The 16,298-nt window shown below is 63.2% G+C and carries 18 protein-coding genes; 3 read left to right on the top strand and 15 right to left on the bottom strand.

All coding sequences use genetic code 11. The annotated features are described in order from the left end of the window. Position 1 precedes the first annotated feature (1 nt). A complete protein-coding gene (locus tag NKI21_RS17590) occupies positions 2-676 on the bottom strand; it encodes a response regulator transcription factor (protein WP_023812818.1) in 675 nt (224 codons plus the stop codon). 349 nt (positions 677-1,025) lie between these two features. After that, positions 1,026-2,579 (bottom strand): Do family serine endopeptidase, encoded by a 1,554-nt coding sequence (locus tag NKI21_RS17585; RefSeq protein WP_352441296.1) that lies wholly within the window; start codon positions 2,577-2,579, stop codon positions 1,026-1,028. 214 nt (positions 2,580-2,793) lie between these two features. Between NKI21_RS17585 and NKI21_RS17580 the strand changes: the two genes are divergently transcribed. Both NKI21_RS17580 and NKI21_RS17575 read left to right on the top strand, forming a co-directional pair. Then, entirely contained in the window at positions 2,794-3,045 is a 252-nt protein-coding gene (locus NKI21_RS17580) for a CopG family ribbon-helix-helix protein (RefSeq protein ID WP_352441297.1), read from the top strand. Beyond that, positions 3,042-3,350: a type II toxin-antitoxin system RelE/ParE family toxin gene (locus NKI21_RS17575; RefSeq protein WP_352441298.1), complete on the top strand. Its 309-nt coding sequence runs from the start codon at positions 3,042-3,044 to the stop codon at positions 3,348-3,350. Before NKI21_RS17580 ends, NKI21_RS17575 begins: the two co-directional genes overlap by 4 nt. Here NKI21_RS17575 and NKI21_RS17570 read toward each other — a convergent pair. From NKI21_RS17570 to NKI21_RS17530, 9 genes are all read right to left on the bottom strand, one after another. Continuing rightward, entirely contained in the window at positions 3,347-3,811 is a 465-nt protein-coding gene (locus NKI21_RS17570; protein ID WP_352441299.1) for a cytochrome c-type biogenesis protein, read from the bottom strand. The genes NKI21_RS17575 and NKI21_RS17570 overlap by 4 nt on opposite strands. Then, positions 3,808-5,799 (bottom strand): heme lyase CcmF/NrfE family subunit, encoded by a 1,992-nt coding sequence (locus NKI21_RS17565; protein ID WP_023812813.1) that lies wholly within the window; start codon positions 5,797-5,799, stop codon positions 3,808-3,810. The genes NKI21_RS17570 and NKI21_RS17565 overlap by 4 nt, the downstream gene beginning before the upstream one ends. 32 nt (positions 5,800-5,831) lie before the next feature. Continuing rightward, positions 5,832-6,275 (bottom strand): cytochrome c maturation protein CcmE, encoded by a 444-nt coding sequence (gene ccmE, locus NKI21_RS17560; RefSeq protein WP_023812812.1) that lies wholly within the window; start codon positions 6,273-6,275, stop codon positions 5,832-5,834. Between the two features lie 8 nt (positions 6,276-6,283). Continuing rightward, positions 6,284-7,423, bottom strand: a complete 1,140-nt coding sequence (ccmI, locus tag NKI21_RS17555; protein WP_352441300.1) for a c-type cytochrome biogenesis protein CcmI — start codon at positions 7,421-7,423, stop codon at positions 6,284-6,286. Positions 7,424-7,516: 93 nt separating this feature from the next. Then, on the bottom strand, positions 7,517-7,954 hold the full coding sequence (locus tag NKI21_RS17550) for an RT0821/Lpp0805 family surface protein (RefSeq protein ID WP_023812810.1): 438 nt from the start codon (positions 7,952-7,954) through the stop codon (positions 7,517-7,519). Between the two features lie 186 nt (positions 7,955-8,140). Continuing rightward, positions 8,141-9,574: an ATP-binding protein gene (locus tag NKI21_RS17545; protein ID WP_352866506.1), complete on the bottom strand. Its 1,434-nt coding sequence runs from the start codon at positions 9,572-9,574 to the stop codon at positions 8,141-8,143. Continuing rightward, positions 9,558-10,223, bottom strand: coding sequence for a response regulator transcription factor (locus tag NKI21_RS17540; RefSeq protein ID WP_023812809.1), 666 nt, complete (start codon positions 10,221-10,223; stop codon positions 9,558-9,560). The genes NKI21_RS17545 and NKI21_RS17540 overlap by 17 nt, the downstream gene beginning before the upstream one ends. Before the next feature lie 118 nt (positions 10,224-10,341). Next, complete coding sequence (locus NKI21_RS17535; protein ID WP_127257297.1) at positions 10,342-10,644, bottom strand: hypothetical protein; 303 nt, start codon at positions 10,642-10,644, stop codon at positions 10,342-10,344. 175 nt (positions 10,645-10,819) lie between these two features. After that, positions 10,820-11,227 (bottom strand): DUF3168 domain-containing protein, encoded by a 408-nt coding sequence (locus NKI21_RS17530; protein WP_128302999.1) that lies wholly within the window; start codon positions 11,225-11,227, stop codon positions 10,820-10,822. 290 nt (positions 11,228-11,517) lie between these two features. Between NKI21_RS17530 and NKI21_RS17525 the strand changes: the two genes are divergently transcribed. Further along, positions 11,518-12,303, top strand: coding sequence for a 2-keto-4-pentenoate hydratase (locus NKI21_RS17525; protein ID WP_128302998.1), 786 nt, complete (start codon positions 11,518-11,520; stop codon positions 12,301-12,303). Here NKI21_RS17525 and NKI21_RS17520 read toward each other — a convergent pair. From NKI21_RS17520 to NKI21_RS17505, 4 genes are all read right to left on the bottom strand, one after another. Next, the gene (locus tag NKI21_RS17520; RefSeq protein ID WP_023812805.1) at positions 12,300-13,106 is read right to left on the bottom strand and encodes an ABC transporter permease; all 807 of its coding nucleotides are present in this window, start codon (positions 13,104-13,106) and stop codon (positions 12,300-12,302) included. The genes NKI21_RS17525 and NKI21_RS17520 overlap by 4 nt on opposite strands. Continuing rightward, positions 13,106-13,939 (bottom strand): ABC transporter permease, encoded by an 834-nt coding sequence (locus NKI21_RS17515; protein ID WP_128302996.1) that lies wholly within the window; start codon positions 13,937-13,939, stop codon positions 13,106-13,108. The genes NKI21_RS17520 and NKI21_RS17515 overlap by 1 nt, the downstream gene beginning before the upstream one ends. Before the next feature lie 25 nt (positions 13,940-13,964). After that, positions 13,965-15,080: an ABC transporter substrate-binding protein gene (locus NKI21_RS17510; RefSeq protein WP_128302995.1), complete on the bottom strand. Its 1,116-nt coding sequence runs from the start codon at positions 15,078-15,080 to the stop codon at positions 13,965-13,967. A 67-nt stretch (positions 15,081-15,147) separates the two neighbouring features. Continuing rightward, complete coding sequence (locus NKI21_RS17505; RefSeq protein WP_128302994.1) at positions 15,148-16,242, bottom strand: ABC transporter ATP-binding protein; 1,095 nt, start codon at positions 16,240-16,242, stop codon at positions 15,148-15,150. Positions 16,243-16,298 lie beyond the last annotated feature (56 nt).

The raw sequence follows: 16,298 nt of genomic DNA, 5'->3' as shown, positions 1-16,298 counted from the left end.
GCTAGCCGCTCTTCAGCATATAGCCGGCGCCGCGAACCGTATGCAGGATGGGCTTGTCGAAGCCCTTCTCGATCTTGCCGCGCAGCCGCGAGACATGGACGTCGATGACATTGGTCTGCGGATCGAAATGGTAGTCCCAGACATTTTCCAGCAGCATGGTGCGTGTCACCACCTGGCCGGCATGCCGCATCAGATATTCGAGCAAGCGGAATTCACGCGGCTGCAATGTGATCTCGCGTGACGCACGGCGGACCGAATGCGACAGCCTGTCGAGTTCGAGATCGCCGACGCGGTAGACGGTTTCGGCTTCCTTGGCGCTGGCGCGACGGTTCAGAACCTCAACGCGGGCGAGAAGCTCGGAGAAGGCATAGGGTTTTGTCAGGTAGTCGTCGCCGCCGGCGCGCAAACCCGTGACCCTATCATCGACCTCGCCGAGCGCCGACAGGATCAGCACTGGCGTTGTGTTGCCCCTGGACCGGAGACCGGCAATGACCGACAGGCCGTCGCGACGCGGCATCATCCGATCGATCACCATCACGTCGTAGTCGCCGGCGTCGGCGAGCGCAAAGCCGGTTTCGCCGTCACCGGCGACATGCGCGGTGTGACCGGCCTCGGCAAAGGCTTTCTGCAAGTAATCCGCAGCCTCGCGATCGTCTTCTATGACGAGAATCTTCATAGGGCTGTTATACGCGATTTCGCCGGAAGGTTGAGTGGCAGACATCTGCATTGTGGCCTTTGCCAAAGCGCACCGCGATCAAGATTGCCCGAAGCCGTGCGCGATAAAGCTGCTCGCCGCCGATGTCGTTTGCATCGGATCGCGGAAGCGCTTTTGAAAGTGTGCGGCAGCGGGCGATGGGAAGCCCGCTCCCGCCGGGGGAAGGCGCGATGACTGACTAACGCGCGCTCCTCCATGCTTTCCCTTACGGCGGCTCGGGGGTGTTGAACCGGCGCACTGGAAAGTCCAACCTGCCGCCGGAACGCCCTCACCCACCTGGAAAGGCCGAGAGAACGCTCCGGGACCGACCTCAGCCCTTGGCGACGGGCAGCGCGACGAAACGATTGGTGTCGTCGCGGGTGATCTGCATCAGCACTGCCTTGCGGCCGGATTTGACTGCTTCGGTCATCGCCTTGGTGACGTCTTCGGTGCCGTTCACTTCGGTCGAATTGACCGATGTGATGACGTCGCCCGGCTGGATGCCGCGATCGGCGGCGTCGCTGTCGGGATCGACATCGGTCACCACCAGTCCCTTGCCGTTTTCAGACTTGGTAACGGTCAGGCCGAGATCGGCCAGCGTGTCGGGCTTGGCCGGGGCGGCGGGCTGCTGCTGATCGACAGAGGCCTGCTTGTCGCTCGAAGGCAGTTTGCCGAGATCGACCTTGACCGTCTGGCTCTTGCCGTCGCGCCACACGGTGACGTCGACCGACTTGCCAGGCGAATAGGCGCCGATCAGCCGGGCCAGTTCCTTCGGCGAAGCGACATCCTTGCCGTCGACCTGGGTGATCACGTCACCGGCCGTGATGCCCGCCTTCTTGCCGGGACCATCGTCCTGGGCACTGGAAACCAGTGCGCCGTTGTTGGACTTCAGACCAAGCGACTCAGCGATGTCGGAGGTGACCGGCTGGATTTCCACACCGAGCCAGCCGCGCTGCACGGAACCGCTCTTCATCAGGTCCTGAACGACCTGCTTGGCGGTCGAAGCGGGAATGTCGAAGGCGATGCCGACGCTGCCGCCTGACGGCGAGAAGATCGCGGTGTTGATGCCGACGACCTGGCCGTTGAGGTTGAAGGTCGGACCGCCAGAATTGCCGCGGTTGACCGATGCGTCGATCTGGATGAAGTCGTCATAAGGGCCAGCGCCGATGTCACGGCCGCGGGCGGAGACGATGCCGGCGGTGACGGTTCCACCAAGACCGAACGGATTGCCGACGGCCACCACCCAGTCGCCTACGCGAACCTTGGAGTCATCGGCGAAGTCGACATAGGTAAACTTGCCGACGCCGTCGACCTTAAGCACGGCGAGATCGGTGCGCGGGTCGGTGCCGATCAGCTTGGCGTCGAGCTCCTTGCCGTCATGCATCACCACGGTGAAGGCCGAGCCTTCCGAAACGACGTGGTTGTTGGTGACGAGATAGCCGTCATCCGAGATAAAGAAGCCGGAGCCTTGAGCAACCGGCCGCGGCTGGTCGTTGTTGCGGTCGCGGTGGCTGAAGCGCCTGTTGCCGCCACCCTGGCCGTCCTGGTCACCAAAGCCACGGAATTCCTTGAAGAAGCGGCGCAGCTGTGGATTGTTGGGCAGGTTGTTCATGCCATCCTGGTCGTCGGACGGGTCGGAGCCATCATCGGCGGCCGGGCTGATCTTGGCCTTGACCTTGACGCTGACAACGGCGGGAGAAACGCGCTCGACGACATCGGCGAAGCCCGGCACCTGCGGCGCCTCGACGCGCACGGCATCGGCCAGAACAGGGCTGGTTCCGCTGGTCAGCGCGCCAACGCCGATCGCACCGGCCACCGCGACAGATGCGACGGCAGCCATGAGACGCTTGCGGGTGACGGAATATGAATTGGGGGCAATATTCATGGATTTCTTATCCTCTTTCAACGGACGCTGCTTGATCGGCATCCTCAGGAAAAGAGAATTAGAGCGGCACACATTACAGCGCCATTTCCGACACATGAAACTTTGGTAATGTTTGGGAGTCAGGGGACGTACAATCCCCTTGGCTGCGATGTCCAATGTGCTATCTTGTACACAACTCAGCACAAGGCTTTCATAAACGACAGCAAGCACCACCATGACCATCCGGGTCTCTCCCGAAACCAAGCTGAAGCTGGAGCGGATCGCCACCGACACCCGGCGTAGCAAATCGTTCCTCGCCGCCGAGGCGGTCTCGGCCTACGTCGATCGCGAACTCGATATCATTGAAGGCATCAAACGCGGCATGGAAGATGCGGCGGCTGGCCGTGTCGTGCCTCACGACGATGCGATGGCGGAAATCGACGCAGTCATCGAATCGGCGGAAGCCAGGCGCTTGGGCAAGGCGTGAAGCGGTTCGTCGCCTGGTCGCGAGAAGCGCTGGACGATTTTAAGCAGCAAGTTGCCTTTATCGCTCAGGACAATCCTGCTGCCGCCCGACGCCTGGCGGATCGTATTCGTGAAATGGGCCAGGGCCTTGGTGAGATGGCGACGGGCCGCCCAGGCCAAGTGACAGGCACATATGAGAAGCTCATCGACCGCCTGCCCTACATCATTGCCTATGAGTTGCGCCCGATCGCTAGCCGTCAGAGCGTCGCTATCCTGCGCGTCATTCACACGTCGCGGGACTGGCCCTCGGAGGAATGGCCGAGCTAATTGCCTAGTATCTTGTCCAGCGCCGCCTGTTCCTCAGTGGTCAACGCATTGGTCGCCAGCACGCGGCGCGACCGCGCGGTCAGCACGATGAAACCGCCTCCCACCAGCAACAGCAGGACGGGCGTGCCCCAAAGCAACGCATTGCGCAGGTCGAAACGCGGCTTCAGCAGCACGAACTCGCCGTAACGCGACACGACGTAATCCATCACCTGCTGGTCGGTGTCGCCGGCGACGAGGCGCTGACGCACAAGGACGCGCAGGTCGCGGGCAAGGTCGGCATCGGATTCGTCGATCGACTGGTTCTGGCAGACCATGCAGCGCAAGCCTTCCGAGAGCGCCCGCGCCCGCGCCTCCAGCGTCGGATCAGGCAGCACCTCGTCAGGCTTCACCGCCAGGGCCGTGCCGGCAAAGGACAGCGCCAGCAGCAGGGCAATGGAGGTCAGCGAAAGCCGCGCGTTCATGGCAGGGTCGCGGATGGCACCGCGCTCGCCTGCTTGCGCCGCCGCGACGGCGCGCCGACGCGCAGGCGCCGGTCCATCAGTGACATCGCCGCGCCCGCCATCATCATCAGGCCGCCGCCCCAGATCAACGTCACCAGCGGTTTCCACCACAGACGGACGACGACGGAACCGTCATTGCCCTCGTCGCCGAGCGAGATGTAGAGCTGCGAGAAACCAATCGTCCTGATGCCCGATTCCGTCGTCGTCATCTGCCGCACCGGATAAAACCGTTTGGCGGAGCTGATTTCGCCAACAGGGCTGCCGCTGACGCCGATCAGTTCGAAGCGGCCGAGATCCTCGCTGTAATTCGGTCCCTGGGCCGGATGAAGCCCGACGAAACGCAGCGTATGGCCGGACAGTTCGACGGTCTCACCGGCATGCATCGACAGAATCTTCTCGGTGCCGAAGCAAAGTGTGCCGACGATGCCGAGCGTGGTCAGACCGAGGCCAAGGTGAGCGAAGGCGGTGCCGAAGACCGAGCGCGGCAGGCCGAGCAAGCGCCTGACCATGATCCCCGCTGCGACATTGCCGACCCCCGATTTGACGGCGAGGTCGGTGAGCGCGCCAAGGATCAGCCAGACGGCAAGGCCAACGCCCAGGGCTGCGAACACCGAGGCGCCGTCGATGAACAAAGCGGTGACCAGCGTCGCCAGCAGCGCCGCTGCAAAGGCCGCCATAAGGCGCTGCGCGACGGCGAAGACATCGCCGCGCTTCCAGGCCAGCAACGGCCCGAACGGAACCACGAGCAGCAGCGGCACCATCAGCGGTCCGAAGGTGAGATTGAAGAACGGCGCGCCGACCGAGATCTTGTCGGCTGAAAAGGCTTCGACGGCGAGCGGATAGAGTGTGCCGACGAGGACGGTCGCCGTCGCCGTCGTCAGGAACAGATTGTTGAGGACCAGCGCCCCTTCTCGGGAAATCGGTTGGAACAGGCCGCCGGTCGTCAGCCGGGAAGCGCGCAGCGCAAACAGCGCCAGCGAGCCGCCGATAAACAGCGTCAGTATGCACAGGATAAACACGCCGCGCGTCGGATCGGTGGCAAAGGCGTGCACCGAGGTCAGCACGCCTGAACGCACGAGGAAGGTGCCGAGCAGCGACAGCGAAAAGGTCAGGATGGCGAGCAGCAGCGTCCAGATCTTCAGCGCCGAGCGCTTTTCCATGACGATGGCCGAATGGAGCAGCGCGGTCCCCGCCAGCCACGGCATGAAGGAGGCGTTCTCGACCGGATCCCAGAACCAGAAACCGCCCCAACCGAGCTCGTAGTAGGCCCAGTACGATCCCATGGCGATGCCGCCGGTCAGGAACATCCAGGCGACCAGCGTCCACGGCCGCACCCAGCGTGCCCAGGACGCGTCGATGCGGCCTTCGATGAGAGCGGCAACCGAGAAGGAAAAACAGATCGAGAAGCCGACATAGCCGAGATAGAGAAAAGGCGGGTGAATGGCGAGGCCGAGATCCTGCAGGATCGGGTTGAGATCGCGGCCTTCGATCGGCGCCGGATTGAGCCGGATGAACGGATTGGACGTCGCCAGGATGAACAGGAAGAAGGCGGCGCCGATGGCGCCTTGCACCGCAAGCACATTGGCGCGCAGCGTCGCCGGCAGGTTGGAGCCGAAAGCGGCGACGAGCGCGCCGAAGAAGGTCAGGATCAACACCCAAAGCAGCATCGAGCCTTCATGATTGCCCCAAGTTCCGGTGATCTTGTAGATCAACGGCTGCAAGGAATGCGAGTTTTCCCACACGCTCGCCACCGAGAAATCGGAGCTTGCATAGGCACTCGCCAACGCTGCGAAGGACAGCGCCGTCAAGGCAAAGCCGGTCACTGCGACCGGACCGCCGACGGCCATGAGGCGCTGGTTGTTCAGGCGCGCGCCAAACAGCGGCACCACCGTCTGCACCAGCGAAAGCGCAAACGCCAGGACGAGGGCGAAATGTCCCGTTTCAACCATGCCCGTGATCCATTGTCGCTCTCCTGCCGGAGCTATTCACTCTTGTTCTCCTGCCAGACGCCCTTGGCCTTGAGGCCGTCCGCAACCTCCTTGGGCATGTAGCGCTCATCATGCTTGGCCAGCACGCTATCGGCAACAAAAACCCCGTCCGGGCCGAAAGTACCCTCGGTGATGACGCCCTGCTCTTCGCGGAAAAGGTCGGGCAGGATGCCGGTGTAGGTGACCTTGACCGATTTGTGCGTGTCGGTCACCGAAAAGCCGACCGTGGCCCCCTGCCCGCGCTGGATCGTGCCTTTTTCGACCAATCCACCCAACCGGATGCGCTGGCCAGGCTGAACACTGGCGGTGGTGAGATCGGCCGGCATGTAGAAATAGGAGGCCTTCTGGCCAAGCGCGTAAAAAGTCAGCCCGGTCGCGGCAGCCAGGAAGACCAGCCCGCCCGCGATCACCGACAATCGTTTCTGCTTGCGCGTCATGTCTTGTTCTACTCCGTCGCCGCAAGCCCAAGCGAAGCGGCAAAGGCAGTGAATTTCTTCGCCTGGTCGCTGTCGGCTCCAAAGACGGCAATGGCGCGACCGAGCGCCTCACGCGCCTGATCGGCCTTGCCGAGCACGACATAGGAACGAACGAGCCGCATCCATCCTTCCGGATCGCGCGGATTTTGCCGCAGTTTGTCGTCGAGGCCGGCAACCATCGTATTGATCATGGTCTCCCGGTCCTGCGGCGACATCGAGGATGCGGCGTCGACATCGCCGGCATCGGGACCGTTGGTGGCGCCGCCGGAAGCGACGTCGGAGCTTCCGGATTTGGCGAGCGCCTGCTCGACGGCACCGCGCCATGGCGAATCCGGCGGCAATCTGTCCAGCATCGCCTGCCATGCCGTGGTCGCTTCCTTGGCGCGACCCTCCTGCGCCAATGCCATGGCCAGGTAGAAGCTGGCCTTCGCATTGGCCGGATCGAGCTTCAGGGCTGCTTCGAAAGCATCCTGGGCATCGGCCGAGACAATGCCGCCTGCCGCGCTGGCGATCGCCTCGCCGAGACCGGCCTGGCGAACGGCGCTGTCGCCATCGAGCCGAATGGCGTTGCGATAGGCTCCTGCCGCGTCGGAAAAGCGCTGCATGCGCAGATAGACCGGTGCCAGCACGTCCCAGCCCCTGCCGTCAGTGGGAGTGGCGGCCAGATGGGCTTCGGCCCGCGCCACCAGCTCGTCGACCGAACTGTCGGCAGGATTCTTGGCCAACCGCTCGCTGAGCGGTTGCGACGGCAGGTCAGGAGAGCCAAGCTTGACATAGAGCCCCCAACTGACCAGCGGCACCGCCAGCACGGCTACGGTTGCCACCAGCCTTGCCGTGACCGGCGCTCGGCCAGGGTTTGCGCCGCCGACGGCACCCGCATTGTCAAGGCGAAGGATGCGGCGAGCGATCTCGGCGCGGGCCTCGGCGGCTTCGGCCGGCTGGATCAAGCCACGCGCGGCGTCGCGGTCAAGCTCGGACAATTGGTCCCGATAGACTTCGAGATCATGTTCGCCGCTCGACGACGCGCCCTTGGCGCTGGCGGCCAGCGGCAGCAGCACCGCCAGGCTTGCACCCAGCGTGAGAATGGCGGCTATGACCCAGAACAGCATGGTTCTTCCAATACCGGCAGAGCTCTGCCGTGCCAACAGATGCATGCTGCGACGCTTTGACGACGCCAGCCGCCAATCGTCGGCAGACGGTCGTCAGGTCAGCGGCGTCCAGCTGCCATCGGCGTTGCGGCAAGCGGTTCCACGCGCCGTGACCCCGGCACCGGCGGAAAACACCGTCTGCGTGTACTGGCGGCAGTCCTGCGAACCGACGCGGTACGGCTGGGCCGGAACCACCTCGCCGTAGCGCGAAGCCTGAGCGCCCTTCCACGTCACCTTCTGGCCACTGGTCGTATATTCTAGCGCCTTGTATTCAGCCTCGAGCGCGCTGCGCTTCTCGGTCTCGCTGAGGCCGTTGCCGATCGCCCCGCTGATGAGGCCGCCGCCCATCGCCGAAATGATCGTCGTGGTCACCTTGCCGCTGGAAGGAGGTGTCGAGGCCGGTGTCACTGCCACGGTTGGACCCTTGCCGCTCAAGGTGGTGCAGCCGGAAACAGCCAGCAATGCGGAAACGAGAGCGACGCGAATCTTCATGCCAACAACCGATTTTCTTGAGTGGGAGCCTGCCAGGGATGCGCCGGGGGCCGCGTCATCGGAGAAGTTGGCGTGGCCATAGTATTGATATTTGTCGGAAATTTGGCCGCTGGCCGCTGCAGGACCAATCGACATGCCGCCCAATAACATCTCCCGTCCCTCTATGTCGATTGGCCCTAGTGAACATCACTGAAGGCTCCGCAATCGCACCACCGCCTTCAATCCGCCCATACCGGACCGTTCGAGCGCCAGAACGCCTCCATACTCGTTGACAAGGTCTGCGACAATGGCCAGCCCCAGACCTGTTCCGGGCTTTGTCTCGTCCAGACGCCGTCCTCGCTTCAGCGCCTCGCGCGCCTTGTCCTCCGGAATGCCGGGACCGTCATCCTCTATGCCGATCTCGAAAAGGCCGGCCGGGTCGTCCTTGCCGGTCAAGGGCACGACCGAAACCTGCACCGCGCTCTTTGCCCATTTCATCGCGTTTTCAAGGAGATTGCCCAGCAACTCCTCAAGGTCCTCGCGCTCGCCGGCGAAGACGATCTCGGCCGCCGGCAGCGACAGCGACAGATTTGTCCGCGGATTGAGCTTCTGCATAACCCGCACCATGCGCTGCACCAGCGGCGTCACCGGCGTGCGGTAGACGACGCTGTCGCGTTGTGCCGCGACGCGGGCGCGCTGGAGATAGTGTTCAACCTGCTTCTGCATGGAAGCGGCCTGTTCGGCGATCAGCTGCCCCTTGGCACCGCCGAGCGCGCGGCCCTCGTTGAGCAGTACCGCCAGCGGCGTCTTCAGCGAATGGGCGAGATTGCCGACCTGTGTTCGCGACCGCTCGACGATGCGCCTGTTGTTTTCGATCAAGGCATTGGTTTCGTTGGCAAGCGGTTCGATCTCGGCCGGGAAGCGGCCGTCGAGCCTCTGGGCGGTGCCTTCGCGCACCATGGCTAGCGCGTTCCTGACCCGGCGCAGCGGCTGCAGGCCGAGCAGGATGGCGATCGCGTTGATGGCGATCATGCCGACGCCGAACAGGCTGAGATAGGTCAGCAGGCGGCGCTGGAAGGTAGCGATTTCCTGTTCGAGTTCGCTCTGGTTGCCCATGACCCGGAAACGCGCGGCCCGGTTCTTGGCGTCGAGAACGAATTCGCTCTCGAAAACTTCGAGTTGCTCGCCGTCGATGCCTTCGGCTGCGTAGCTGCGCTGGAAGCTGGTGTTGAACGGCACCTCGGCAACGCTCGGTGACGGGATCGTCGTGGTCATCGACGACGAGTGGAGATCGCCATGCACGCCCTCCGAAGCGGGCTCGACCGACCAGTACCAGCCCGAATTCGGCTCCGAGAACCGAAGGTCGCCGAGGTCTGGCGCGCCGGTCAGCGCCCCGCTGTCGGAGATGCCGATCGAACCGATCAGGTTGAACAGATGCGCCGAAAGCAGGCTGTCGAAGCCGCGCTCGCTGGCCTGGCGGTATAGGGTGGTGATCAAGGTGAAGATGACAACGAGCGTCACGATCGCCCAGACCGTGGAAAAGGCGATGACGCGGAACGTCAGCGAACGCGGCCACAAACGCAGCGAAAGCGGCGTCCTCGCGGTTGGTTTGAGCGGTTCCGAGTTACGCCTCCGGCTCACGCATGCGGTAGCCCATGCCGCGCACGGTTTCGATCATGTCGATGCCCATCTTCTTGCGCAGCCGCCCGACAAACACCTCAATGGTGTTGGAATCGCGGTCGAAATCCTGATCGTAGAGGTGCTCGACCAGTTCGGTCCGCGAGACGACCTCGCCCATATGGTGCATCAGATAGGCAAGCAGGCGGAATTCGTGCGACGTCAGTTTCAACGGCACGCCGTCGACATCGGCCTTGGAGGCCTTGGTGTCGAGACGCAGCGGCCCGCAGGTCAGTTCGGACGAGGCATGGCCGGCAGCCCGCCGGATCAGGGCCCGCAGCCTGGCCAGCACCTCCTCGATGTGGAACGGCTTGGTGACGTAGTCATCGGCGCCGGCATCGATGCCGGAGACCTTGTCGCTCCAGCGGTCGCGCGCCGTCAGGATCAGCACCGGCATCTTGCGGCCGCCGCGTCGCCAACGCTCGACCACGCTGATGCCGTCCATCTGCGGCAGGCCGATATCGAGCACGACGGCGTCGTAGGGCTCGGTGTCGCCAAGGAAATGGCCTTCCTCGCCGTCGAAGGCGCGGTCGACGACATAGCCGGCATCGACCAGCGCATCCGATATCTGCCGATTGAGATCCTTGTCATCTTCGACGACGAGTACACGCATGCGGAGTTCGATACCTGTTGAAGAGCTTTACCTGTTGAAGAGCTTTGTCAGATTGAAGACTGGGGCAGATATAGGCCGATTCCGGCGGCCTGGGAAACGTAGCCTAAGGTTGATTGGATCAGTTCAGCGGAACGACGATTTCGGAACGGCGCGGACGTTGTCCGTCCTTGCCCGGAACGAGCACGACGATGACACAGACCGGCTGGCCGCCGCGCGTCGACTGCGAGGCCTTGGCCAGCGTTCCGCCATTCTGTTCGGCCACCTGTTGGCCGATGGCGTAGCAATCGGACGCCGCCAGTACGATCGGACTGGCCAACTCGGGCGGCGCGATGACCGGCATCGCCATCGCCTGCGACGCGAACAGCCCGGCAGCACAAAGCGCCAGTGTCGCGGTTCGGAAGTGGGAGCGAAGCGTTTTCATGACCGGCGTTGTAACGCATCGGTGCTGAACGTGAAATGAACGGTGAACGCCGCTGAAAACATCCTCGCCACACCCCTGCAACGCGAGACAGTCAATCTGGAATTTCACCGCCTCGAACAGGTGAAATCCCGCGAAAGCCCAGTCTAGACTCCGTTTTGACCATATTGAAAGCGCATCAGGCATTTTCCTGGGTTATCGCGCGAAAACGCAGCAGCCCGTGATGCACGAGCAGATCCTCGTCATGGCGGGCTTCGGCAAATTCCAGCGACAGTCGTGTCTGGCCGCGAGGGCCGATCACCAATGCTGCGTCGGCAAGGCGCGCCTGGATGGCGGCCATGATGGCTAGCGTTTCGGCGTCGCCATGGGCTTTCGACCAGACATGCAGCGTAATCAACTGATCGTCGGTGTTCTCGGCGCCCGTATCCCAGTCAAAAGCGGAGGTATGGCCGCAGGTCACGTACGGAAAAGCGGCATTCTCGGTTGGCCGTTCGAGCAGTCCGGCGCCGCCCAGCAAGGCCGATAGCGATGCATCGCTTTTCAGCCTGAGAAACAGTGCCTGCTGTAAATCGCCTGGCGCGGTCATCGTCTTTTCCTCCGGTTCCTGCGCTGCCGACTATTGCTTTTCGGAAGCCCGCGTTCTGCGTGTTCTGACAGATATAGCCATTCGACGCGCGGAGGCGATGGCGATTCGTCATCGGAATGATGGATGCCGATGATCTCGAAAGGGCGACTTTGCCAACACCATCGTCCGCGGGCACCGAGCTGTGAACATGGACTCTCGATTCCTGGTCACATATTCTCGCTCCATACAAGGTCGCATGACGCAATGTTCCTTGCCGTTTTTGATCCACGAAGCCATTTCGGAAGCTGATGATGCTCGATGCAGAAAAGACCAGGGCTGCGTCGCGGCTGTTGGTAGGCCACTGGGACAAGGGCACCCGTCTCGACGCCATACCTGAGGCGTTGCGCCCACAAACACGGATCGAAGGTTACGCTATCCAGTCGCACGTCATGGATCGCTCGGTGGCCCCTCTTTTCGGCTGGAAGATTGCCGCCACCAGTCTGGCCGGACAAAGGCACATCAACGTCGACGGCCCGATGGCCGGACGTCTCCTGGCCGAAAAAGCGGTGGAGGTCGGCGGGACCGTTTCCCTGGCGACGAGCAAGATGCGCGTGGCCGAGATCGAGTTCGCTTTCCGCTTCGGCCGCGAGCTGCCGCCTCGTCCGGCACCCTATGAAATCGCCGAGGTGATGGAAGCCGTGGCGACCTTGCACCCGGCGATCGAAATTCCGGACTCACGCTATGACGATTTTTGCGCCGTCGGGGCGCCGCAACTCATTGCGGACAATGCCTGCGCCAATCTGTTTGTCATCGGCGAGGCGGCGGACGACTGGCGAGACGTGGACCTTGCAAAGCACCCCGTGGTCGCCTCCGTTTCCGGAAGGCCGCAACATAGCGGATCGGGAGCAGCCGTGTTGGGCGATCCTCGCATCGCGCTCACCTGGATCGTCAACGAGCTGTCGGGCCTGGGCATAGCGCTCCAACCGGGACAGGTGGTGATTACAGGTACCTGCGTGACGCCGATTGGGGTCGAGGCCGGCGACGAAGTCATTGGCGATTTGGGCAGGTTCGGCAGCGTCTCCGTGCGGTTTGTCTAATAGCCCCCACGCTGCCTGGCCACGAAACTGCGCACCGCCAGCACCAGAACGGTGATGATGATCAGGATCACCGAGAGCGCGGCGATCGCCGGGTCGATGTTGTCGCGCAGGCCCATCCACATCAGCCTGGGCAGCGTGATGGCGTTGACCGAGGTGATGAACAGGGTGACGCCGATTTCTTCCCAGGACAGCACGAAGGAGAGAAGCGCCGCGGTAATGATGCCGAACTTGATGTTGGGCATGATGATGCGGGTGGCGCGCTCCCACACAGTGGCGCCTAAGCCCCGCGCGGCAAGGTCGATGCGGCGGTCGAGCTGGCTGAGCGAGACCAGCATCAGCACCGTGGCGAAGGGCACGGTCATCACCGAATGCGCCATGGCGACGCCAAGCCAGGTGTCGTAGCCGAAGAACGCGCTGAAGCCCGAGATCGAGGTCAGCAGGAAGTAGAGCGTGATCGCCGAGACCACCGGCGGCACCACCATCGGCAGCAGGACGAAGCCGACCAGGGCTGCGGTAAAGCGCGGCTGGAACATCCAGACGCCAAGGCTGAAGCACAGCGCGAGCACGGTTGAAAAGGCGCTGCTGACGACACCGATACGGATCGAGAGCAGGATCGATTGGAGCCAGCGCGGGTCCTCGACCAGCGCCCGGTAGTGGCGCAGCGACAGTTCGCCCGACGGCATAGCCAGCATGCGGCTCGGCGTCAGCGACACCGGGATGACGGCGAGCAGCGGCATCAGCAGGAACAGCGCCACGAAGGCGGCGATGATCAGCGAGACAGGACCGGGGCGGTAGGTCGGCATCAGATCAACTGCTTCGGTCTGACATAGCGGAACAAAAGCGCCATCAGCGCGCCGACGAACAGCACCAGCACGACGCTGATCGCTGCACCCAGACCCCAGTCCGGGCTCTGGAAGATCCTGAGATAGATCAGCTCGGCGATCATGACGCTGCGGCCGCCGCCGAGGATCGCCGGCGTGACGAAGAAGCCGAGCGAGAAGACGAACACGATCATCGCCGCGCCGATGATGCCGGAGCGCGTCATCGGCACGAACACCGTCCAGAAGGTGCGCATGCGGCTGGAACCGAGGCCACGCGCAGCTAAAAGCACGCGGTCGTCGAGGCTGCGCATGGAAGATGCCAGCGGGAAAACGGCGAAAGGAATGAGGAAGTGCGTCATGCCGACGATGACGCCGAATTCGTTGCGCACCAACGCCAACGGTTCGGAAATGAAGCCGATCGCCTGCAACCAGGTGTTGATCAGGCCGCGATTGGAGAGCAGCGCCACCCAGCCGAAAGCACGGGTCAGCACGGAAATCCAGAAGGGGACGAGAATGCAGAACTCGGCGATCAGGCGCTGTGCCGGGGTTCCACGCACCCAGACGACGGTGATGGCGTAGGCAGCTGCCACCGAAACGACAGTGACGACCGCCGCGATGCGCAGCGTGCGGATGAACACCGACTGCACGAGATCGTCGGTGAGCAGCGCCTCATACTGGCCGAGGCCGGGCGTCGGCAGTGTAAAGCTCCATTTGACGACGCCGAGAAACGGCCAGGCATAGGTCAGGACAAGAAACAGGAGCAGCGGCGCCATCAACAGCGCCGCGCCCATCCTGTCGGAGAGATAGGATCTCATTTCGACCCGATTACCCCGCCCCTGATCAGGCCGAGATGATCTTGGTGTATTCGTCGAGCGCCGGCCCATAATTCTTGGCGTACCAGTCCATGTCGAGCGCGATCTGCTTCTTCATGTTCTCGGGATCGACCGGATTGATGCGCTTCTTGTCGGCGGGGATCAGCGCGTCTGCCGCCGGGTTTGCAGGACCTTGGCCGAGCTTGTCGAACATGACCAGCTGCTTTTCAGGGTCCTGGGCACTGGCGATGAACTTCATCGCAGCGTCCTTGCCGCCGGGGTTGCCCTTGAGCACGGCCAGCGCGCCGGGCGAGATCAGGCCCTGGTCCCAGATGAACTTGATCTTGCCGCCCGAATCCTGCTCGATCAGCGAGGCACGGGTCGACCAGACGATCGCCATCGAGGCCTCGCCATTGAGTAGCACGCTCTGGCTTTCGGCGCCGCCGCCCCAATAGGCAACGACGTTTTCCTTGAAGGCGGCGATCTTGTCATGGGCGCGCTTGAGGTCGAGCGGGTAGAGCGACGCAGGCGCGATACCGTCGGCGAGCAGCGCCGCTTCCCAGCTCGACACGCCCCATTTGTAGAGCGAGCGCTTGCCGGGGAATTTCTTCACATCGAAGAAATCGGCCATGCCGGTCGGCGCGTCCTTGCCGTACTTCTCGGAATCATAGGCGATGACATAGGAGAAGAAATAGGTCGAGGCGGCGTATTCCCAACCAAAGCCGGGCCGCATCTTCTTCTTGTCGACGATGTTGTAATCGATCGGCTCGAGAGCCCCTTGGGCGCCGAGCGTGATGGCCGAGAACGGGTCTACGTCGACGAGATCCCAGGTCGGCGCGCCGCTCTTGAACTGTGCGGCGATGGCGCCTTCGGTCGGACCCGAACCGTCCATCTTGACGGTGATGCCGGTGTCCTTGGTGAAGGCCTGGCCATAGGCGGCATCGTAGGCGGTGATGGCATCGCCACCCCAGTTGACCAGCACAAGTTCCTTGGCCTGCGCAAAGGCACCTGTCGAGCGCAGCAGCATCGGCGTGCCGGCCAGCACGAGTGCCGCCAACTGTGTGAACTGCCGGCGCGAGATCTCGCCGCGACCTGCCCTGGCGGACAGGCTATCGATGGCTTGTTTCTTGGTATCATGTGTCATGTCAGTTCCCCTTTTTTGTTGTTGATAGTGCCGGAAAGCGGTCTGCGATGTCTCGCCACACCGCTTGTCATTGTCCTCCATGCGGAAGAAGGAAACCCTTTTCCGCCGGCCAGGTGAGCCAGACGGAGTTACCCTTGCTCAACGCCGCGGCAGCCACCTCGTTCGGCACCGAGACCGTGACCTTGGCGCCTTGCCGCGTTGTCAGGTCGAGCCGCGTTGCAGCACCTAGGTAGGTGGAGTTGGTGGCGGTAGCGGCGATCCCATTCTCACCATCTGCCGCCTCGCCCGATATCGACATGTATTCGGGCCGGATCGCCAGGATGGCGTCGCCGCGCACGAGTTCGGCCTTGCAGCCCATGCTGACCGCGCGGTCTTCGCACAGGCCGGTCGAGCCATTGCCGGCGGGCTTGACCCCCTTTAGCGGCAGCATGTTGATCTCGCCAAGGAACTCGGCGACGAAGCGGTTGTCCGGCCGGTCGTAGACCTCGTCGGGCGCTCCGACCTGCAGCAGCTTGCCATGATTGAAGATGGCGACGCGCGACGACAGCGCCAGCGCCTCGCTCTGGTCGTGGGTGACGAAGACGAAGGTGGTGCCGGTCTCCTGGTGCAGCCGCTTCATTTCGGCCTGCATCTGGCCGCGCAGGCCCTTGTCGAGCGCGGAAAACGGCTCATCGAGCAACAGCACGCCCGGTTCGAACACCAGCGCACGGGCCAGCGCCACGCGCTGCTGCTGGCCGCCCGACAGTTGCGCCGGCAGTTTCTTCTCGTGGCCCTTGAGGCCGACGCGCTCGATCATCTCGCCGACACGGCGCTTGATGTCGGCGGCCGATTTCTTGCGGACCTTGAGTGGGAAGGCGATGTTGGCTTCTACGCTCATATGCGGGAACAGCGCGTAGCCCTGGAACACCATGCCGGCGGCGCGTTGCTCTGCCGGCCGGTCGGTGATGTCGACGCCGTCGCTGAGCAGCTTGCCCTCGGTCGGCTGCACGAAGCCGGCAAGGATCATCAGGAAGGTGGTCTTGCCCGAACCGGACGGCCCGAGCAGGGTCAGGAACTCGCCACGGCCGATATCGAGCGACAGATTGTCCAGCGCACGGAACGAGCCGAAGCTCTTGCCGATCCCGATTGCCTTGATCTCTGCGGCACGGCCGGGTTGCTGCATACTGCCCTTTCCCTAACGCTTTTCGAAATCGTAGGCAGGGTGCCGGCTCACCGCAA

The organism is Mesorhizobium sp. M0715 (assembly GCF_040320355.1).
Lineage (GTDB): Bacteria > Pseudomonadota > Alphaproteobacteria > Rhizobiales > Rhizobiaceae > Mesorhizobium.
This window is presented reverse-complemented; position numbering and strand designations above follow the sequence as displayed.